This is a genomic window from Sphingobacterium sp. UBA865 (assembly GCF_002295765.1).
GTDB lineage: Bacteria > Bacteroidota > Bacteroidia > Sphingobacteriales > Sphingobacteriaceae > Sphingobacterium > Sphingobacterium multivorum.
This window is the reverse complement of record NZ_DBGB01000015.1, coordinates 144,446-166,193: the sequence shown is the minus strand read 5'-3', so window position 1 is coordinate 166,193 and position 21,748 is coordinate 144,446. Positions and strand designations below refer to the sequence as shown.

At 38.4% G+C, this 21,748-nt stretch carries 19 protein-coding genes; 9 read left to right on the top strand and 10 right to left on the bottom strand.

The features are described 5' to 3' along the window. Nucleotides 1–5: 5 nt before the first annotated feature. The 5 genes from hemN to ettA form a co-directional block, all read right to left on the bottom strand. On the bottom strand, nt 6–1,376 hold the full coding sequence (hemN, locus tag B2O97_RS08805; RefSeq protein WP_201303496.1) for an oxygen-independent coproporphyrinogen III oxidase: 1,371 nt from the start codon (nt 1,374–1,376) through the stop codon (nt 6–8). A gap of 1 nt (nt 1,377) precedes the next feature. Further along, nucleotides 1,378–1,794, bottom strand: coding sequence for a lactate dehydrogenase (locus B2O97_RS08800; protein WP_070567181.1), 417 nt, complete (start codon nt 1,792–1,794; stop codon nt 1,378–1,380). 373 nt (nt 1,795–2,167) lie between these two features. Beyond that, the gene (locus tag B2O97_RS08795; RefSeq protein ID WP_070567183.1) at nt 2,168–3,235 is read right to left on the bottom strand and encodes a response regulator; all 1,068 of its coding nucleotides are present in this window, start codon (nt 3,233–3,235) and stop codon (nt 2,168–2,170) included. A gap of 42 nt (nt 3,236–3,277) precedes the next feature. Further along, nucleotides 3,278–4,462 (bottom strand): PAS domain-containing sensor histidine kinase, encoded by a 1,185-nt coding sequence (locus B2O97_RS08790; protein ID WP_201639496.1) that lies wholly within the window; start codon nt 4,460–4,462, stop codon nt 3,278–3,280. 9 nt (nt 4,463–4,471) lie between these two features. Beyond that, nucleotides 4,472–6,154, bottom strand: a complete 1,683-nt coding sequence (ettA, locus tag B2O97_RS08785) for an energy-dependent translational throttle protein EttA (protein ID WP_046672222.1) — start codon at nt 6,152–6,154, stop codon at nt 4,472–4,474. 185 nt (nt 6,155–6,339) lie between these two features. Here ettA and B2O97_RS08780 point away from each other — a divergent pair, with 185 nt between their 5' ends. From B2O97_RS08780 to B2O97_RS08770, 3 genes are all read left to right on the top strand, one after another. Next, nucleotides 6,340–8,865 (top strand): ATP-dependent Clp protease ATP-binding subunit, encoded by a 2,526-nt coding sequence (locus B2O97_RS08780; RefSeq protein ID WP_075991716.1) that lies wholly within the window; start codon nt 6,340–6,342, stop codon nt 8,863–8,865. 135 nt (nt 8,866–9,000) lie between these two features. Then, complete coding sequence (locus B2O97_RS08775; RefSeq protein WP_115047662.1) at nt 9,001–9,438, top strand: hypothetical protein; 438 nt, start codon at nt 9,001–9,003, stop codon at nt 9,436–9,438. Between the two features lie 279 nt (nt 9,439–9,717). Then, the gene (locus tag B2O97_RS08770) at nt 9,718–11,331 is read left to right on the top strand and encodes a hypothetical protein (RefSeq protein ID WP_115047660.1); all 1,614 of its coding nucleotides are present in this window, start codon (nt 9,718–9,720) and stop codon (nt 11,329–11,331) included. Between the two features lie 97 nt (nt 11,332–11,428). Here B2O97_RS08770 and recN read toward each other — a convergent pair whose 3' ends face one another. Then, the gene (gene recN, locus B2O97_RS08765) at nt 11,429–13,102 is read right to left on the bottom strand and encodes a DNA repair protein RecN (protein ID WP_112374212.1); all 1,674 of its coding nucleotides are present in this window, start codon (nt 13,100–13,102) and stop codon (nt 11,429–11,431) included. Nucleotides 13,103–13,404: 302 nt separating this feature from the next. Between recN and B2O97_RS08760 the strand changes: the two genes are divergently transcribed. Further along, nucleotides 13,405–14,019 carry a sprT domain-containing protein gene (locus B2O97_RS08760; protein ID WP_201639498.1) on the top strand — a complete coding sequence of 205 codons (615 nt, stop codon included), beginning with the start codon at nt 13,405–13,407 and terminating at the stop codon, nt 14,017–14,019. Nucleotides 14,020–14,086: 67 nt separating this feature from the next. After that, on the top strand, nt 14,087–14,500 hold the full coding sequence (locus B2O97_RS08755; RefSeq protein WP_112374214.1) for a hypothetical protein: 414 nt from the start codon (nt 14,087–14,089) through the stop codon (nt 14,498–14,500). Nucleotides 14,501–14,674: 174 nt separating this feature from the next. Here the strand turns inward: B2O97_RS08755 and B2O97_RS08750 are convergent, their stop codons facing one another. From B2O97_RS08750 to B2O97_RS08740, 3 genes are all read right to left on the bottom strand, one after another. Continuing rightward, nucleotides 14,675–14,935, bottom strand: a complete 261-nt coding sequence (locus B2O97_RS08750; protein ID WP_075991712.1) for a hypothetical protein — start codon at nt 14,933–14,935, stop codon at nt 14,675–14,677. 167 nt (nt 14,936–15,102) lie between these two features. Beyond that, on the bottom strand, nt 15,103–16,116 hold the full coding sequence (locus tag B2O97_RS08745; RefSeq protein WP_201639499.1) for a PDDEXK nuclease domain-containing protein: 1,014 nt from the start codon (nt 16,114–16,116) through the stop codon (nt 15,103–15,105). A gap of 170 nt (nt 16,117–16,286) precedes the next feature. Continuing rightward, nucleotides 16,287–18,467: a S41 family peptidase gene (locus B2O97_RS08740; RefSeq protein WP_286767274.1), complete on the bottom strand. Its 2,181-nt coding sequence runs from the start codon at nt 18,465–18,467 to the stop codon at nt 16,287–16,289. A gap of 205 nt (nt 18,468–18,672) precedes the next feature. Between B2O97_RS08740 and B2O97_RS08735 the strand changes: the two genes are divergently transcribed. From B2O97_RS08735 to B2O97_RS08725, 3 genes are all read left to right on the top strand, one after another. Then, the gene (locus tag B2O97_RS08735; RefSeq protein ID WP_070567203.1) at nt 18,673–18,876 is read left to right on the top strand and encodes a hypothetical protein; all 204 of its coding nucleotides are present in this window, start codon (nt 18,673–18,675) and stop codon (nt 18,874–18,876) included. A gap of 142 nt (nt 18,877–19,018) precedes the next feature. Continuing rightward, a complete protein-coding gene (locus B2O97_RS08730) occupies nt 19,019–19,804 on the top strand; it encodes an esterase/lipase family protein (protein WP_201639501.1) in 786 nt (261 codons plus the stop codon). 10 nt (nt 19,805–19,814) lie between these two features. Next, complete coding sequence (locus tag B2O97_RS08725; RefSeq protein ID WP_201639502.1) at nt 19,815–20,369, top strand: hypothetical protein; 555 nt, start codon at nt 19,815–19,817, stop codon at nt 20,367–20,369. Here the strand turns inward: B2O97_RS08725 and B2O97_RS25250 are convergent. Continuing rightward, entirely contained in the window at nt 20,366–20,569 is a 204-nt protein-coding gene (locus B2O97_RS25250) for a WGR domain-containing protein (protein WP_083296024.1), read from the bottom strand. The genes B2O97_RS08725 and B2O97_RS25250 overlap by 4 nt on opposite strands. Before the next feature lie 74 nt (nt 20,570–20,643). Between B2O97_RS25250 and B2O97_RS08720 the strand changes: the two genes are divergently transcribed. Next, a complete protein-coding gene (locus B2O97_RS08720; RefSeq protein ID WP_201639503.1) occupies nt 20,644–21,522 on the top strand; it encodes a hypothetical protein in 879 nt (292 codons plus the stop codon). Nucleotides 21,523–21,748: the final 226 nt, after the last annotated feature.

The window sequence follows — 21,748 nt, the reverse complement described above, 5'->3', positions numbered from 1 at the left end:
TCGTTCTAAATTGCCTGACTAAATAATTGATTTTGTGCTTTTGAACGCAATAATCGCTGATCAAAGGCCATACAGATATTTCTTAAAAAAGAGCGTCCAATAGCAGTACATTGAATTAGATCGCCGGATATGGAGACTAAACCATCTGCAACAAGTTCAGACAATTCGTCGATAATCTGCTCATTCAACGGCGCACCTGTCGGCAACTGCACTTTGCCTTTACACATCATATCGAGGATATAACGCCTTACAAGAAGATCCTCCTCGTTGAGTATATGTCCTTTTACAACGGGCAATACCCCTGCATCAATAAGTTTATGGTATTCTTCTACGGTCTTCACATTTTGAGCAAAAGCCCCCCAGGCATCACTGATCGAAGAGACTCCGATACCGATTAACAAGGGACTAAATCGATCGGCATACCCCATAAAATTGCGATGTAATCTTTCTTGTTGAAAAGCCACAAATAACTCGTCCTCTCTTTTCGCAAAATGATCCATACCGACATCTTCATAGCCGTGGGCCAAAATCATTTTTTTCCCAAGGTTATATAAGGCGAGTTTGGCTGCGCCATGAGGTAGATCTGCTTCAGTATAATGCCGTTGACCGGGTTTTATCCAAGGCACGTGGGCATAGCTATAGAAAGAGATCCGGTCTGGACCGAGCAGCATCGCTTTTTGGATCGTATCTTCCACCGTAGCCAATGTTTGCTTAGGCAATCCATAGATCAAATCGAAGTTGATCGACTCAAATCCAATTTTCCGCGCATTCAGCATAACCTCCTCCACTTCCTCCAAAGTTTGATGCCTATTGATCACGAACTGCACAAGTGGATCAAAATCCTGTATTCCCAGGCTCAAGCGCCGAAATCCCAAGTCAAATAAGGTTTCTAAATGTGTGACGGTTGTATTAGCAGGATGAGCTTCGAAAGAGAATGAACGATCAGGAGCCAGGTCTGCGTGTTTAAGGATCCCCTCAATCAGTACCTTCAAATTATCCGGATGGAAAAAGGTCGGAGTACCACCACCCAAATGTATTTCTGCCAATAACGGTCTTTCTCCCTTAAATAAAGCGACATACATTTCCCATTCTTTCAAAAGAGAGGCAATATAAGGTTCTTCAACGCGATGGTTTTTTGTAATGCGCGTATTGCATCCACAATACGTACATAGGCTTTCACAAAAAGGAAGGTGAATATATAAGCTGATACCTTTTTCTTTCGACTGCTGGAAAGTTTGGTAGACTTGATTAGTCCAAGCTGCCCGGGAAAATGCTTCATTATCCCAAAAGGGAACAGTAGGATAGCTTGTATAGCGCGGTGCGGCAACATTATATTTTTGCACCAATTCTTCCATTGTAACCTGCGATGTAATCATTTTATTTTATTTTTTTAGCACAGTCGTTTAGACAACAACAGGCTTTACCAACACATTTTTCTAATCCCCATAAGTTGAGATTCCGGACGGTCTGCTCTGCCAGTCCTTTTGGACTCTGATCTTCAAATGGTGCATTGGCAATCTGAATATTCAGATCTCCAGCCTTTACCAGATCGATATGAGCAGTATCCTTACTGCGGGTCATAATCTTATTGATCCCTAACCCTTTTAAATTAAGTAGCATGCTCTCGTCCAACATATCGCTCACGGAAATAACTACCGCATCTTTTCCACGCGCGTAATTCTGTGTCTCCGCATTTAATCCATTTGAAATCAAAGTCAAATCATGTTGTTTGGCATTTGCCAATGCCCAAAACTCTTTTTCAAATGACCTTACATTATATACTACTACTTTCATTCTGATTCTACAATCACCAATTAAGGTTTATCCTAAGAACAAAAGTAAATCATGCATATGGGCAAAAAGATGATATAGCACCACACCTTAAAATGATATTTATCACAATTCACAAAAACTTGCATGATTTCGCTAACATCAACAGCTGTAAAAGTCAACCGAAAGCTATTATATGGCCAATAATCGCGTACTATACGTTCATTGAAACCAATGAAACCAAACTAGTTCAATAAAACGGCATAGCGAACTCGCATTGATACTTTAATGAAAAGACACAAATCAGTAAACATAGGCTATCAGAAAAAAAGCGTGTTCAGAAAAACTGAACACGCCTTTTTTAGTAAATTGATTTTTAAATCTTAGCTGCTGATCGCTACTGCTTCACATCCCGCAGGTTCTTGATGGAATTGATGTATATCTTCCCTTTTTCTTTCGAAATCAGTTTTTCTTCTTTAAAGTCGGAGAGCATACGGGAAACAGTTTCATTGGCTGTCCCTGCAATTGAAGCTAGGCCGTCTCGTGTCACATCAATTGAGCATGCATCAGCCTCATTGATATTAACTCCACTTTTTTCAGCAACGCTAATCAAGGCATTGGCGACACGCTTACGGACAGAATGATAGGCAAAACCCAGCAATTGCTCTTCTTTTTCACGTAAGTCGACAGAAAGGAGCTTAATAAATTTACTGGCTATTGCAGGTTTTTTCCATAACAGCTCCAAAAAACTGTCCTTTGGAATCAACACAATTTCACTTTGTTCAACAGCTTCGGCGTAGTCTTCATAATTATCATTCAACAAAATCGAAGCATAACCAAAGTAATTGCCTTCAATAAAAATACCTGTAGACAGCTCACGTCCATCTTTATAGGACTTAAAGCTGCGCACCTGACCAGATTTCACAAAATAGACGTACGTTGGCGAATCATCTTTTTCATAAATAGACTGTTTTTTCTTCACTGTTTTCACCCGTGAATTGGCAATTAGCTCTTTTAGCAACAATACCTGCTCTTCGGCGCTCAAACTCAAATCTTCTTCCTGAGGAATATCTGCTGCAAGCTGCTCATGTCTTTTGAGGCGAACATCTATTGCATTCATCAATTCAACATCATCAAAAGGTTTCGTCAAATAATCATCCGCCCCCATTTCCATCGCTTTGCGCATATCTGCGCGTTCCGCTTTGGCAGTCAGAAAAATGAACGGAATTTTAGCAGTACTCTCAATTTTGCTTAACATAAATAAGACTCCGTAACCATCCAATTCAGGCATCATGATATCACAGAGAATCAGATCAGGTATATGTCTTGTCGCCAGGTCGACGCCAACACGTCCATTTTCGGCAGTAATGACATCATACCTTCCTGTCAACTCCAATATTTCGGTAGTCCCCTCTCGGATATCAATATTATCTTCAATAATTAGAATTGTCTTTTTATTTCTCATCTGCAATTATTTATTCAGTTATGCGAATCTGCAAGTTCACCTTTATTTAAAGCTTACTCTGAATGAAGTTCCTTTGTGTACTTCCGATTCAAATTCCATCTGCCCCGCCATCAATTCGATGTATCGTTTTACAATATTCAAACCTAATCCTGTACCAGGGATATTACCTGTATTATGTGCTCTAAAAAAAGGCTCAAACAAATGTACCTGATCTTCCTCGGGTATACCAATACCATTGTCTTTCACGGATATTAAGCAGCCTTCGTCGTCGATACAGGTTGTGAATTCGATCAAGGTATCTTCTCCGGAATATTTGATCGCGTTGGAGATTAAGTTGACCAAAGCATTTTTCAACAAATTTGGATCTAGGGTGAAATGCCCAATTTCTCCGGTATGTTGGTATACAATATGCTGATTTTTCTTACAGATCAATTGCATTTCTTCGGTGATCTCTTCTGCCAGCTCAACGAGATTGATGTATTGCTTATTCATCACAACAATACCCGCTTCCAATTTTTCAAGTGACAGAAAGTCGTTCAGGATACTTGTGAGCAATTGAACTGCACTTTTAATTTTATTGGTGTGTTTAATGATATTAGCCTTATCATCCGGTCGTTCGGAATACTTTTCAATCAGAGAAGCCGAAAGCTGAACCGAGCTTAAAGGTGTCCGGAACTCATGCGAGGCCATGGACACAAACCGTGATTTCAGCTGGTTAAGTTCAATTTCTTTTTCCAAAGACTTTGAGACTTCTGCTTTAGCTTTTTCAAGTTCAGATACCAGAGAGATCAGGTCGCGTGTACGCTCACTGACTTTATGTTCAAGTTCGGTTGCATGTTGCTTGAGCATATCCTCGGCAGCTTTCTCACGCGATAAATCGTGAATAAAGCCGGTAAAGATATTCTTATCTTTTAACCAAACCTCACTGACTGCCAAGCGGAATGGAAATGTTTCTCCATTTTTCTTTAAGCCCATCACTTCACGACCGATTCCGATAATTTTCTTGTGGCCTGTGGTTTGGTAATTATGCAGATAACCATCGTGATTACCACGATCAGGTTCAGGCATTAACATGGAGATATTGTGTCCGATCACTTCTTCAGCCTGATAACCGAACAATTCCAAGGCAGCAGGGTTAATGCTTTCCACATTCCCCCTGTTGTCTATGGTAATTATTCCATCAATAGCGTGATCTATTATAGCAGATAAAAGCCTTCCACCGTCCATGATCGTTGCTTATTTTACCAGTTTCTTGTATTTAATACGGTGCGGTGTCACGTCACCAACACGTTTTTTACGGTTTTCTTCATATTCAGTGTAGTTACCTTCAAAGAAATAAACCTGTGAATCCCCTTCAAAAGCAAGGATATGTGTACAGATACGATCCAGGAACCATCTATCGTGGGAGATCACAACGGCACAACCGCCGAAATTCTCCAAGCCTTCTTCCAGTGCCCGTAAGGTATTTACATCAATATCATTGGTCGGCTCATCGAGTAAGAGCACATTTGAGCCTTCTTTGAGTGTAATAGCCAAGTGAACACGGTTACGTTCTCCACCGGAAAGTACACCTACTTTCTTTTGTTGATCAGCACCGTTAAAATTAAATTTGGAAACGTAAGCTCTTGAGTTTACCGAGCGGTTACCCAGCATCATATTGTCGCTGCCACCCGTAATATTTTCCCAAACCGATTTTTCAGGATCGAGGTCGTGGTGCATTTGGTCTACGTAACCCAATTTTACTGTTTCTCCGACCTTGAAAGAACCCGTGTCAGGTGTTTCCTGACCTGTAATCAGACGGAATAAGGTTGTTTTACCTGCACCGTTGGGTCCAATAATCCCTACGATACCCGCAGGCGGCAACATGAAACTCAAATTTTCAAACAAGATACGATCGCCATACGCTTTGGAAATATTCGTTGCCTCAATGACCGAATTACCTAAACGTGGTCCCGGAGGAATAAACAATTCCAATTTTTCTTCGCGTTCTTTCGTTTCCTCAGAAGCTAATTTTTCATAGTTATGCAAACGAGCTTTCGATTTGGCGTGGCGTGCTTTCGGTGCCATACGCACCCATTCCAGCTCACGTTCCAAGGTTTTTTGACGTTTGGTTTCCTGTTTTTCTTCCTGTGCCAAGCGTTTTGCTTTTTGATCTAACCAAGAAGAATAATTTCCTTTCCAAGGAATACCCTCACCACGATCCAATTCAAGAATCCATCCGGCTACATTATCCAAGAAATAACGGTCGTGGGTAACGGCAATGACCGTTCCTTTATATTGTTTTAAATGTTGTTCTAACCAATCAATCGACTCGGCGTCCAAGTGGTTGGTCGGCTCATCCAGGAGTAATACATCAGGTTCCTGCAACAATAAGCGACATAATGCTACACGTCTGCGCTCACCACCTGACAAATTGACAATCTTCGCGTCTGGTTCGGGGCAACGTAAAGCATCCATTGCTCTTTCCAATTTCGAATCGATTTCCCAAGCGTTAGTGGCATCAATGATATCCTGAAGTTCCCCTTGTCTAGCCAACAATTTGTCCATCTCATCGGCATTTTCATAGACCTCTGGCAAGCCAAATTTTTCGTTGATTTCTTCGTATTCCTGTAAGATGGCTGTAATTTCAGCGACACCTTCCTGAACGACTTCAAGAACAGTCTTTTCAAGATCCAATTGAGGTTCTTGTGCTAAATAACCCACAGAGTAACCTGGGGAGAACACCACCTCGCCTTGGTAGGATTTATCCAATCCAGCGATAATTTTTAATAGGGAAGATTTACCTGATCCGTTTAAACCGATCACACCGATCTTCGCGCCATAGAAAAAAGATAAATAGATATTTTTTAACACTTGTTTTTGAGGCGGATAGATTTTGTTGACACCCGCCATCGAAAAAATGATCTTCTCGTCTGACATAAAATTTAAAAAAATTCGAAAACTCTTATTATATTAACATACAAATGTAATCTTTTATACTGACATTTTGGACGTATAACGGTCATGGCTTAATTGTTGATGACATTATTTAAAATAATTTTAAGGTTTGAAATGCAGAATTTACTACATTTATATATCCTTAATATAAAACAGAAAGGTATTCAATGGAAGCAAAATTTTCACCGCGCGTAAAGGATGTCATATCGTACAGTAGAGAGGAAGCTTTGAGATTGCGTCACGATTATATAGGAACGGAGCATTTATTGCTCGGATTAATTCGTGAAGGCGATGGTATGGCGATAAAGATCCTTAAAAACATAGGCATTGACACGACAGCACTACGTCAATCTGTGGAGGACGCAGTGAAGGGGGCATCGGTTTCACGCGCTCCTATTGGCAATATGCCATTAACAAAACAGGCTGAAAAAGTTTTGAAGATCACTTATTTGGAAGCTAAAATATTCAAATCGGATATCATCGGAACGGAGCATCTATTATTGGCTATCTTACGGGATGAAGATAATATTGCTTCTCAGATTTTACAACAATACAATGTGACTTACGACATCTTCAAATCTGAAGTTGAGCAAAATAGAACGACGATCAAGGACGAAGCTCCGGGCTCTCCTACCGGCGATGATGATTTTGCAGAGGATGATCAATATATCCAACCTAAAAAAGTTTCGGATATTAAATCCAAAACTCCAGTATTGGACAACTTTGGCCGTGATTTGACCAAAGCTGCCGAAGAGGGTAAATTGGATCCTATTGTAGGTCGCGAAAAAGAGATTGAGCGTGTGTCTCAAATTTTATCCCGACGCAAGAAGAACAATCCGTTGTTAATCGGTGAACCGGGAGTTGGTAAATCAGCTATTGCGGAGGGACTTGCGCTTCGCATTGTCCAACGCAAGGTATCGCGTGTACTCTTCAATAAGCGTGTAGTTACATTGGATCTAGCTTCATTGGTTGCCGGGACGAAATATCGCGGTCAATTTGAAGAACGTATGAAAGCGGTTATGAATGAACTGGAGAAATCACCGGATGTCATCTTATTTATCGATGAGATTCACACCATCGTTGGTGCAGGTGGCGCTTCAGGATCGTTAGATGCTTCCAATATGTTCAAACCAGCCTTGGCAAGAGGAGAAATCCAATGTATTGGTGCAACAACATTGGACGAATATCGTCAATACATTGAAAAAGATGGTGCTTTGGACCGTCGTTTCCAACGTGTAACGATTGAACCGGCTACACATGACGAAACAGTTGAAATATTGAATCGTATCAAAGAGAAATATGAGGATCACCACAACGTGACCTACACTCCAGAAGCGATTGAAGCCTGTGTGTCGTTAACAACACGTTACATTACAGACAGGTTCTTACCAGATAAGGCTATTGATGCTTTGGATGAGGCAGGCTCTCGCGTGCACTTAAACAATATTCATGTACCGCAGTCCATTATTGACATTGAGAATAAAATTGAAGAGGTCAAATTGGAAAAGAACAAAGTCGTTCGTAGTCAAAAATACGAAGAGGCTGCCAAATTGCGTGATACGGAGAAAAAATTGATCGAGGAGCTCGAGAAAGAAAAAATCGCTTGGGAAGAAGAGACGAAGTCTAAACGCTATACTGTTTCAGAAGAAAATGTTGCTGAAGTAGTGGCCATGATGACAGGTATTCCAGTACAACGTGTTAGTCAGACAGACAGTCAAAAGCTGTTGAATATGGCTGAGTTGATGAAGGGAAGAATCATTGGTCAAGATGACGCTGTAGGTAAATTGGTGAAAGCTATTCAACGTACCCGTGCGGGCTTGAAGGATCCTAAAAAACCAATCGGGTCATTTATCTTCTTAGGTCCTACTGGGGTTGGTAAAACAGAGTTAGCTAAAGAATTAGCACGATTTATGTTTGATACAGAAGATGCACTGATCCAAATTGACATGAGCGAATACATGGAGAAATTTGCGGTATCTCGCCTTGTTGGAGCGCCTCCAGGATATGTTGGTTATGAAGAAGGTGGTCAATTGACTGAAAAAGTACGTCGTAAACCTTATGCGGTTGTCTTATTGGATGAGATTGAGAAAGCTCACCCAGATGTGTTTAACCTCATGTTACAGGTGTTGGACGAAGGCCAATTGACAGATAGTTTGGGCCGTAAAGTAGATTTCAGAAATACCATAATCATTATGACTTCAAATATTGGTGCACGCCAATTGAAGGAATTTGGTCAGGGTGTTGGTTTCACCACTGCGGCAAAATCACAACAATCTGATGCGCATTCACGTGGAGTTATCGAAACCGCTTTGAAAAGAGCCTTTGCTCCAGAATTTTTGAACCGTATTGATGATGTGATTGTGTTCAATTCATTGACAAAAGAGAATATCTTCAAAATCATTGATATTGAGTTGAGGTCATTGTTCAAACGTATCGCTGATTTGGGTTATACGATCAATTTGACAGATGAGGCAAAAGATTTCATTGCGGACAAAGGTTATGACAGTAATTTTGGTGCACGTCCATTAAAACGAGCAATCCAGAAATATCTCGAAGATCCTATTGCAGAAGAAATCCTCAAAGGAAATGTGCAAACTGGTTCAGTTTTGACCGTGAGCATTAATCCGGAAACCAAAGATATTGAGGTTTCTAGCTCAGATTCGAAGTCTTCGAAAGACACCGCTGAGAAGTAAGCTTTAGCTGTATCAAAAATAATTTCAATAAAATGCACCTTTATGGTGCATTTTTTGTTGTAAAGAAAGTTGGCGTTAAACTTTCGCACTATTTTATCGTCCTATAATAAAATTGTCACAAATAACACGAACAATATGAAAAGACTTTTATTAGCAGCATTAATTGGAACCGCAGCCTTGGTTTCATTTTCTTCTTGTAAGAAAGAATACGTGTCGAACTATTTACCTGGTCGATCATTTATTTATACAGTAAAACCGAATGAATGGACATCCGACAACAACAAAAGAATAATTCATAAGGTAAATCTACCTGAACTTACTGATTACTATATAAAGCAAGGGGACGTTTCTGTCCACATGAGTTTAAACAATGAAGCTTCATACAAAATTCTACCAGCATCTTTTGCATTTGATGACGGCAAGGAAATTAATCCGGTTAGTTTTCATGTAGACTATAAAGTGGGTGAAGTATCAATCATCGGTGAGGATCCTACCAACGATTTTTCAGTTAATTTTCCTACTCAAAATATAATTGTAAAGATCGTTTTAACAGATACAGATTACGTACAATAAAAAAAGTGAGNNCTCACTTTTTTTATTGTACGTACCAACTGTAATTTCTTTTAGGTCTAATCCCATCAACAAATCTAAATCATTTTCTCAATATATCTGCTCCAAATTATTTAACCAGTATTTTTATCATATTTAAATAATTAACAAACTAATTTCAAAAACAAAATACACAAATGTGTAGTATTTCTTTTAAAGAATAAAATAATAAAAAAAAACAAGTATTTTTAAAATAAAAAAAACAAAGATATTTTATTATTGTATTACGATATAAAAAAAGAAATGAAGAAATTAAACTTAATATTCTCTATCCTTTTCTCACTTTTATTTTGGAGTTGTAAAAAGGATATAAATTCCGCAGAAGTTACATCTAAATTGAATGATAAAGCAGAAATAAATTATTATGATCAATTCGCGATAATTCTTTCAAAAGCAGTAAAAGAAAATCCTGATATAAGGAATTTTATACGGCAAAATGCTCTTTTTGAAATAGATTATGACCATGATGTATTTTATCAATTTATAAAAGATGAAAAAATTACAAATGATTCAACATTCAAAGATATTCTAAAAAAGTATGAGTCTTCACCAAACCAGCTTGATGAAATTGAGCGCGCAGCGCCGCTATTGACAATTTTTGTTCCTACAATAGAACCTAGTAAGTTTTCTCCAGAAACATGGAAGAGTGCTTCGCAGATACCTCTTGTGGCAACTAATATTATGGGAAGTGATAAAAAAATACCTATTTATAGTGACGGGGACAAGGTTCTTTCGTTAAAAAGTAATGAAATACCAGGTTTTCCGGTTTTAGTTATTAAAGGAAACGAAAGAATTAAGGTAAAATCCAATTCGAAAGCTTCAGCTAAAAGTTTGCTTGCTTCTCCGGATTTCGAATTTATATCCCCTATATTTGATAATCTAAAGAATGCTAAAGCTATTTTAGCGACAAACCGAATAAAAGCTTCAACTTCATCAAGAATAACAAGTTCAAATGAAGCTGTATTAACTAATCCATTACCGATAGAACAATCGGTTATAGATGCATATAATATTTTTGGTACAGAGGTAGATAAATGGCAGCGAGACCATGTTTATTATAAATTGACACAAACTGATACCGTTGGCCCATTACAATCTAACATGGTAGAATCTGTGGTAGCATTAGGATTATCGACAGATGCTTTTTATAAAATTAGCGATCAAGCCGAAGACCCCAAACCCAACCCAAATAAAAATCCGATAATAAATCTGCCAGACAATTATACGAGATCCACTATCATTGATCTTATTCAAAAGAATATGTGGACAGATGGAAAATTTGAATTTAGATTTGACTTTTTAATCAATAATAAAGAAGGTATTGGTGCAACTTATCAATATTTCCTACCACTAGCACCTAAAGATCTTTTTAGAGTACAATATAATTATACTACTCGCACGACAAACGGAAAAAATCCTCAACTATTGATAGTATACACATCCGTAGAGAGTGCTCCGGGAGATCGTCGTACGATGGTAAATCTTAATATCCCAATCATAAATTGGAATATCAAATCTAATGCGCCAATTTGGAAAATCTCTTTAGCAGAAGTTGATACTCAGGAGGAAATTTTTGAAAAAGAGACTGTAACTAATGAATTTGCGACTAATTTTGGAACAAATTTTTCCATCTTCAAAATCGGATTTAATTTTGGTCACTCAAATAAAGAAACTTTCTCGAGAGAAATATCTACCAGAAGAACTTTAGGAGAAGATAATTTAGGTAGTATTTTAGTAAATTTTGGTGATCCTATTCTTAAAACGACCAAAGATAGATTCGGAGCTGATACGTATGTATTAAACTCATATAGTAATGCTTATTTTACTATCTCCGTGATGCCGGTCAAGACATTTTAAAATAACGAAGAAATAGGGAATTCCTTTAAAAATTTAGAAATTCCCTATTTCTTCGTTACTAATGATAGATTATACTAATACAAATCCCGAGCTATTTTCAGGGTTTAAGAGATTTTTTCAACAATAACTCTGCGTGTTCAAGTGCCGCATCTGTTGGATTAGCGCCACTAAGCATCTGAGCAATTTCCTTGACTCTCCCCTCTTGATCTAAACGAACAATGTTAGATATGGTTCGGTTGGCTTTGTCTTCCTTATATACCTTATAATGCGCAGCACCTTTAGCTGCAATTTGGGGCAAATGGGAAATAGCAATAACCTGCATATTCTCAGCAAGACTTTCCATCACCTCTCCTACGCGTAGCGCAACCTCTCCAGAGATTCCTGTATCGATCTCATCAAAAATAATAGTAGGTAATGCGGAAGTTTTAGCAACTAAGGATTTAATGGCCAACATAACACGAGAAAGCTCTCCTCCGGATGCAACCTTATGAATGGATTGCAATGCCTGTCCTTTATTGGCCGAAAATAAAAACTGTATTGAATCCATCCCCGATTCCCGCATATCCCCTTCCTTCAATGGTTCTAGATTAATTTGAAGTCGTGCATTCGGCATACCTACATTTGACAAGGTCGCCTGCACATCCTTTGCGATCATCTCCAGTACCTTTCTTCTGGCTGCTGATAGTTCCTTTGCATTTTTTTGGGCAATGGCTAATTTAGCCACAACCTCTTTTTCCAATCGCTCCAATTGCTCATCCGAAGAATTTATAGCAAACAGTTTGGATTCAAGATCATCACGTAATTTGATCAGCTCCTCAACGGAGTCCACATGATGTTTTTTCTGTAAGGAATACAATAAGCTCAAGCGCTCATTGATTTCCAATAAAGTACCTTCGTCGATTTGGGTATCCTCCTCAAGAGAGCTCAGCTCTGCTGCGACATCCTTCAGCTCAATCCATGTGCTCTTCAATCGTGCAGCCAAATCTGCAGCCTCAGGCAGAAATGAGGCAATGCCTTCCACCTGGCTCATCGTCTCTTTTAAACGGCTTAAAACTGCTGTATCTTCGTTTTCCAAAAGATGTGATGCCCCAGTTAGTGCACGCTTGATATCTTCTGCATTTTCCAACTGCCGCTGTTGTACTTCGAGTTGTCCCTGTTCATCTGCTACCAATCGGGCGGCGTCAAGTTCATCAAATTGAAACTGAAAATAATCCTGTTCTATTGCAGCCTTTTTTACAAGATCTTTAAATTCTTCGAGTTCTTTTTTTGCTTTCTTATAAGCGAAGAAGCTCTCTCGATAGCTTTGCTTCAGTCCGAAAGAGCCTGCTACACTATCCACTACCAAAAACTGAAAATCTTCTGTATTAATCTGCAATGTTGCATGTTGAGAATGCACATCAATCAACTGCTCGCCTAAAGCTTTAAGGATAGCAAGGGTGACGGGAGAATCATTAATAAATGCCCGGGATTTACCATCGGGAGATATCTCTCTTCGAATAATCGTGTGGTCCGCGTAATCGAGATCATTTTCCTCAAAAAAACGAAGTAGCTGGTAAGGACCAATTTTAAATTCCCCTTCAATCACACATTTCTTGGTTGGGTCGAAAAAATGCTTGCCCTCTGCTCTATTTCCTAAGATCAACGATAACGCTCCCATGATAATAGATTTACCAGCACCGGTTTCACCGGTAATCATATTTAAACCTTTATCAAATTGGATTTCCAATTCGTTGATGAGCGCATAATTTCTAATATGTAAGGTATCTAGCATATTCTTGAAGGTCTTATTACAGTTTAGAGGAAATACCGTTCCTCAATCGGATCCTATGTTTCATGAACCTTTCTGTAGGTAATTTACCTAAAACTCAGGCGATTTCAATATATTTTATTTAAAAAAACAGCTACTCTGCTTTAATAACATGCCCACTTTTAATATTCTCAGGTACTAAATACTAAAAATAATATCATTTTTCCAAATTAAAAACTACTATTTTTAGTAAACTGCTTTTATTTTTGACAAAAGAATGTTCTCATTTAGCACTATTGACATGAATAAATCCCTATTTTTATGGCATGCAAGATTATAGTGCTACGCTTAAAAAATACATGCCCGAGGAAGCTGCGCCGATTATATCCAACTGGATTAATCATACCCGCTGCTTATTTAAGATCTCTCGTTCAAGGAGTACCAAGCTGGGGGATTACCGTGCCCCATTCAAAGGGAGCCCACACCGTATCTCGGTCAACCACGACTTAAATTCGTATTCGTTTCTGATTACGACGATCCATGAATTTGCCCATTTACAAACCTGGAATAAACATCAGCATCGTGTCAAGCCACATGGTACAGAGTGGAAAAATAATTTCAAGGAACTGATGGAGCCCTTCCTTAAATTGAATATTTTTCCAATCGATATTAGCAGTGCCATTCATCGCTACATGGAAAACCCCGCGGCTTCGAGCTGCACGGACCTTCACCTGTTTCGCACCTTAAAATCATACGATACCGTCAAAACCAGTGCCCTTACGGTGGAATCTTTGGAGGATGGCCATTTCTTTAAATTAAAAAATGGTCGTTCATTTCAACGCATTGAAAAGATAAGAAAACGCTATAAGTGCATGGAATTGACCAGCAAACGCATGTACCTATTCAATCCAATAGCGGAGGTATTTCTGCTAGAACAATGATTTTTGACAAATACATTCATTATATTTTTATCTTTGCTAACTTAGGAAACAATTAAAGAGAGCTTTTATGTTACACTTACACTCGACTATAGCAATTGTATTATTGCTAGCCCTGGTGATATCGATCGTGATCACCCTATCAAACTATTTAGGCAACAAACCGTACAACCGTAAAATTGCTTTATTGGGTTTTATCGCATCGCATATTCAATTATTGGTGGGATTGATTTTATTCTTTTATTTAAAGTACCCATCAATGATCTCTGGCGCCGTAATGAAAGATCCGACATTACGTTTTAAAATCATTGAACACCCTTTGACAATGATCATTGCCATTGTATTGATCACAATTGGTTACTCTAAAGCTAAAAAGATTGAAAATGCAAAAAAAGCAAACCAAACGGTTGTTATTTTCTATATCATCGGTTTGATTTTAATTCTTGCTCGTATTCCTTGGTCTACTTGGTCTCTTTTCGCATAGTCTGCGATAATCATACAAAAAAAGGCTTCACCGTTGTGAGGCCTTTTTTTGTACCTTGTAGATCATGGAAGCATAACGGACGGGATCGTCAACGATGAACTGAGTTCGAAAAAAGGATTAAAATAAAAAAGCCCCAGTAAACTGGGGCTTTCAAATATCTTAGTTGACTTTTAATTAGTCACGGTTTTTTCCAAATCCCAAAATTCCGAAAACGGTTTTGAATGCGATAAGTGCACCTACGATCATAGAGATGTTAGCTATCGCGGAAAACAAAAAAGTTTGTTGACCCATTGCCGCACATACATCCGGTACAAAACGGATAAATGTACCTATTAAACCTAAAGCGATCGCTACTACCAATGTTTTGTAGTAATGAGTTTGGTTCGCATTATTATCAGTTGTCTTTGGACCTCTTGGTTGTACAGTTTCTGCCATTTCAATTTCGATTTTATTCGATACAAATGTACAAAATAATCTATGTTAGAAAAATAAAAATGAAAAAAGCGGAACCACTGTCATTTCATCCCCCAATACTGATAAATTAACCCCGTTTGACGCATTTAAAATATCTTTAAATGGCGCCGTATAGACGCTTGAAAAATCTACTCAGCGTCACCTTTACCTACAAAACTATCCAACTCTTTATTTACCTCATCCAGCAACTGTTGCTCTGTTGGTAAATAAAGCTCATATTGACTGGCGACAATCTGCTTTTGGTCTTCCGGAAGGGTAAATTTGACGACCGCATCGTTTTTACTGGCACAAAGTAAGATGCCAACTGTCGGATGCTCATGGGGAAGTTTTTCTATACGATCATAGTAATTGACATACATCTGCAATTGACCGATGTCCTGATGCGTTAATTTATGGGTTTTAATTTCAATGATCACAAAACTTTGCAGCAGACGGTTGTAAAAGACCAGGTCAACGAAAAATTCATCGCCCTCGATATGGATCCGTTTTTGTCTAGCGACGAATGAGAAGCCATTTCCTAATTCGAGTAAGAACTCTTGAAGATGGGCAATAATGGCCCCCTCAAGATCTTTCTCATAGTAAGCGCTTTCGCGTTTCAAACCCAAAAATTCCAGTACCATTGGATCTTTGATAATCTCCTTCGCATCAGAAGGCATCTTTTCCTTTTTTGCTACAGCCAACACACTTTCCTTATCGTTGCTAAGCAACAGGCGTTCGTATAAATTAGTATTAATCTGCCGCTCAAGCTGTCTGACTGTCCAATTATTCTTTATGGTTTCGGCAATATAAAACTCCCGCTGTTCCTCGCTATTAAGACTTAAAAGCAGCTTATACTGGCTCCAACTCAATTGCGTCCACAGTGTAGACACAATTGGAAATGTGCGATAAAATTGGCGGTACCAATTTAGCTGTCTATACGAAAAACCACTACCAAACTCAGGCTGTAATTCTGCTGAAAGATATTTTATGATGTATTTCCCATAATCCGCTCTATCCTTACCTTCCTGCTCCTGTTCAAAAATACGTTGGCCAATATGCCAGTACATCAATGTGCGCTGATGATCGACAGCACGAATCGCATTATCTTTGGACTGCGCAATAATTGCCTTTATATCGGATACTAAAGTTTGATCGGACAACATAATTGTTTATTTTATTGGTATTACTTCTGTAAGTGAGCAATACAAAGATAGCAAAAAAACAAACAATATACTAAATATTTTAGTAAATAAATTAAAAAATAATTTCCTTTAGCATGTCTGACTTTAAATGTATAATACCTCAATAACAACCATCCTATGGAAGGGCTAATCTATTGACTTAGATACTCCAATGCTTTTTCCATTACCTCATCCCTACCTTCGCGAATCCCCTTGATACTCGGTTTGACAATCTCATCAATTTTAATACCTACACGCTGGGTTTCACGTTGATCGGGATAATATATCCCCAGTCCGGAAAGCATTGTCCGCTGATTGCCCGGTAACTCTATGGAACTGACATTGCCATCAGCACCCGCTGTCGGTGATCCGAAAACCTTGACATTGGAAGCTGCCTGATAAGCCATCACATGATATTCCGCAGAACTCTGGGTATCTTCATTGACCAGAATAGCCACTTTCCCCTGATAGCAATCATTGGTATTCTCCCCAACTTGTAATGGGCTGCTCATTACAAAAGTGCCGGGATATTGAAGGCTCGTACTGCTAAAACGAACGAAATCAGTAGGCTTGGTCAACAACAAGGGTGTAAGCTTGAATACTAAAAAATCACCGGGATAATTGCGGTCATCAATCACAATACCTTTTACCTTGCTCCAGTTTGCCATATTTTCTGTGATCATCTTAGCACGCAGTAAACTGTGATTGATATACAAAATATTATTGTCCAGCATCTTAAAAGGCACGGTATCTCTTGAAGCAGGTTTAATTTGGCTAGAGGGTATCGCAGCAATATCTACTTTAATCGGCCGGCCATCACGCACTAACTCACAGGGCACAATCTCGCTATTGCTTGTCACAAGCTTTCGCGCCAGATCACGGTTGGCTACAGCTTCATTCGGTGTACTCATATAAGCCCAAAGCGAATCTCTGATTTCTTCAATCTTTTTATGTTCCTTACTGATGAGCACATCTCCTATGCTAAGTTTATCTCCGGATTTCTCACTATCAAAAACTTTAGTTACCACAGCTTTTCCTTCTATCATTCGGATCTCCACCGGCATACGGTACTTGCCATAATAATTTATCAGTCCTTTGGGCATGCTCCAGAGTCCGGTATGTGCATCTTTTACCTGGGATACCATCTTGAGAAGTGAAAGGCCATAAGAACGATCATCCCGACTCAGGATCATTTCGGGCACAGCGGTCTTTAAAACAGCATCCCATTTCGGATCCGTCAGATGTTTATAGGGGGAAAAATATTCGATCATATTCCAAAAGCGAAAGAGCGCCAATAAACGAAACCCCGCATCTGCAGAAAATACATTTTCATATTTTTTTTCATTCTTGAAAAGAACATTGCCAGCACCTCCAGCAAAACCAAAATAATGATGTTGATCAAAATTACTGTAGCGAATACGTCTTAATTTATTCTTGATATCATTGTTAAAAGAGAGACCATCAATCCAGCTATAATCTACTTCATGAACCACATTTTCAAGCTGTGGCTTGGCATAGTTGGCCGTGGCACCGAGACTGTCTAAGAGCATCGCATAATGAGCCTCAACAGATTTATTATCCTTTGCTCTAATAATAGCGTCAATGGACTTAAACAACTGCTGATCCCAATCATATTTTCCTTGCGCCACAGCGGGATGTCTATATTTCAGGAAACCCCATATTCTCCCTAAATCCACTAAGCGTTGATCAATCTTGGGCGTAGTATTAAAATCAGAAATCCCCGAACTTGCAGGTTCACTGATCCCTTTCGCAAATGGCACAAACATTCCTACTTCTTTGGTAATATCCTTACCATCTACAGTAATGAGCACATCATCAACCCACATCTTACCTTCCCCAGAAAGAAAAAATGCAATGGATATCCCTTCGGTCTGGTTTGGCACCAATTTAGTTTTCAGCTTAATATTTTCCCAGTTTTTTGTCCCATTCATTTGGCGGTTAGCCATATTGTCGAAAAAGACTTTGGGATCGATCCGTAGCATCATCGACGCATAAGACCCTGCGATGATATTCTCACGCTTGATCATCGCAGACACTTCAGTGGAATCCCCCTTTAAATTTGATGGTAACCACATCATAATCCCTCCGAAAGCGCTGTTCTTCTTTATACTTTCAATCCGAAGTGCTCCTTTTGCACTATAATACGTATCGTGATCTATACCACTCTTAAAAGCCGTCGTATCCCCAACCTTGAACCAGGGATTTATAATCGGTTGATCAAATGAAAAGTTAAAATTTTGTTGACTAAACACAGGAGTAGCTACCGTTGTTAGAAAAACAACAAGGAAAATAAATAGGCGATTAGATTTCATAATTGAAAATTTTCATTAAATTAACCATTTAATGAATTATTAACAAAACATTTTTAACTTTCCACAACAATCTTTTTCTCGCTTTCCTCCGAGATTTTAAAATTTTAGGTTCGTTATAAAAAGCAGACAGAAAAGGAAATACACTACAATTTACTTTTATTCTATCATCAAGTTTGACTAAATTCACAAACAAGAAGAAAAGCAAATGAAAATAGTAGACAATTATTTATCTGGTTTAAAGAAAGCATACTATAGTAATGGTGGTGAAGAAACCTGGGATCATTTTGAACGGATTAAACATGGTGCAAGCAAAATAGATCTAGCGAAACTCCAGGAAGCATTTCCGGCAATCCCTCAGGGACTGGTAGATTTGCTCGAATATGTCGACGGGACTTATTGGCGGACCTGACAATAGACTAGCCTTTTAATGAAAATGAGTCGAATAGCTTAATTATAGAACCTGTTCATATAATCAATCCAGATCAAAAAATAGCAAGATAAAGCTGATTTGCAAAACCTATTGGATGGATGAAGATGTATAAAAAAACTCAATGACTGCCTTTACATTAAGATATCCCATCATATTGATCCACGGCACGGCTGCTGGGGATAACAGTTTATTTTGGGGCAGGATCCCCAAGACTTTCAAAAAAAACAATATCTCATTTTTTTATGGCAAGACCGATGGTTGGGGCAGCGTGGCTAACAATGCACAGATGCTGAAAAGAAATCTGTCAGATCTTGCAGAAAAAACAGGTGCCACTAAATTTAATCTCATCGCGCATTCTAAAGGAGGGATCGACGCCCGCTATTTTATTTCAACGCTAAAGGGACATCAAATGGTAGCCTCCTTAAGCACAATATCCACACCACACTTAGGAACACCAATAGCAGACTATCTAATGGAAAAACATCTATCCAGAGATTCTGTTACAAAAAAACTGATCCAACGTCTTTCTTTCTTATTTGGAGGGCAATCTCCCGCACCAATCGAACTAATTCGAGATCTCAGTGTAAAAGAAATGCGTGTTTTCAACCAGCTCAACCCCAATATGGACAATGTATTTTATCAGAGCTTTGCTTCGACAATGACTAAGCCACAAGATGATTTGTTCTATGCTTTGAGTTTTAAATACCTGAGGCGACTGGTAGGTGAAAATGATGGGATGGTCCCATTAGAAAGTGCAGTTTGGGGAGCAAACTTTAAACATATTCATGCTTCTCAGGGTATCTCACATGCTGGTATTACCGATGTCATCCGTAAAAATATTGGGGATGTGGATATACCGCAAATCTATTTAGACATTATTCGTGGATTAGGAGCTTTAGGATTATAACTATTAACAAATGTATACACTATACACGCTGATTTTTTTGATATGGTTTGGCATCCCAGGCCTATTCATCTATTTCACGTACTGGATCCTAAAAAAGTCTGGCCGTAAAAAGTTGGGAACTATCGTCTCGATTATTTTAATCTTGCCTTTTCTTATATTCACGCTATACTTGCTATTTGATGATCTATTATTCTCTAAATCTGATGCAAGAAAACTACTCAGCGAACACCATATCACGCTAAAAGATGATTTTAAAATTATTTCCAATCAAAGTGGCGGCTTAAGAGATTACACACATCAATTTGAACTATCTATCTCCGAAAAAGACAAACAATCTTTTATTGATCAACGAAGCTGGAGTGACAAAATGGATGAAAGAATAGAAGTTCATACCACTGCAGTAGACAGATATGAAGGTGACACACTACGCGCTAATTATCACGACAAAGATTCCTATATTTATTCCATGTACCATCCGAATGGCAAAGGTATCGTTCCGACATTTATAACTATTCGCGTATCAAAGAGTAAAAACACATTGACATACGAAGAGATCTTAGACTAATTCAATAACTGGCTGGCAGCCGTTGACTGTCGAACAGCGGATCCTCTTTCCTTGCTATCTGCATCTACAGCACCATTCTCAGAATAGCCTTTTTTAGTCTTCTCCGCAATTAGTTTTTCAGCATCCTTTAGACGGGCTTCCTCAGAATCAAAGGTTTTACTTTGCCCAGCCGTTCCGTTTCGTCCGTAGTTGACATCAATTAATTCGCTTACTGTTTAAATATAATGAAAGTAGCGCAAAAAAACGTATATTGACATTAAATCACAGACAGATCATGCGTATATATTTCTTATTCAGTTTTTCACTGCTATTAGTTACTTTAACTTCAGAAGCCAAAATTTCAACAGTGGAAGAGTATACCCGAATATGGTCCGATCCCCCTTCTGACAATATGAAAAAGTACATGATTAAAATGGCCATTTCAGAAGGCTTAGATAAAAAATCCATAAAAATAGAAACCGATAGCTGGGGAGAAGTTATTCTTTCAGATATGTGGAGAAATACCATTAAATTTAGACGAGGTAGCCTGGGTGAATATACAACCGTAAATAAGAGTGGTATTAAACTGACTATAAAAGAAGACTTTTCAGGAAATATTGTCGTAAAAGATGAGGATGGAGGTGAAACTACTGTCAGAAAAAACAGTAGCGGCGATTTCGATCTTCCTAATCTAGACAGAAGTCCGTCCACAGTTTTTAAAAATATACACGGCAATTTAGAAATACGTGATGAAAAAGGAAATGTAAAAACTGTATCAAAAAATATTTTTGGAGGTCTCGACATCCGAGATAATCAAGGCAATAGCTCAACGATATCTAAAGATATTTTCGGCAATATGGAGATTCGAGATAACAAAGGTAATTCAAGCCGGATAACAAAAGATATTCTTGATAATCTCACTATCGAAAATAGCAATGGTCAACGTACCACAGTGAGAACTGATATTCTAGGTGGTAAAACAATTGAAGATAACAGGGGAAATCGTGTTTCCGTTCGAAAAGATATATTTGGAAATTATGAAGCTAGCGACAACAATGGAAATAGTGCATCCATGAAAAAAGACATTTTTGGCAAAATAGTTATTGATGATCCAAAAGGTATTTTAAATGACGCAGTGAAATTGCAATTGATCCAAGAACTTTCAAAGAACTAATTTTTTTCGAAAATTTACCTATTTTACAAGTGAATAATCCAAAATTACGATGGATCAAATATTATCGATTTAATTATAAATGAACTAACAAAACATCCTGAAATATCATACCGCAGGTCAAACACAAATGAGCTAAATATCTTTTGCACTCCTACTCAGGATTTTGACAGCACCTTTTTTTGAGGAATGATGAAAGGCTCAAGAACGTATTTACAAAGGTTTCAAC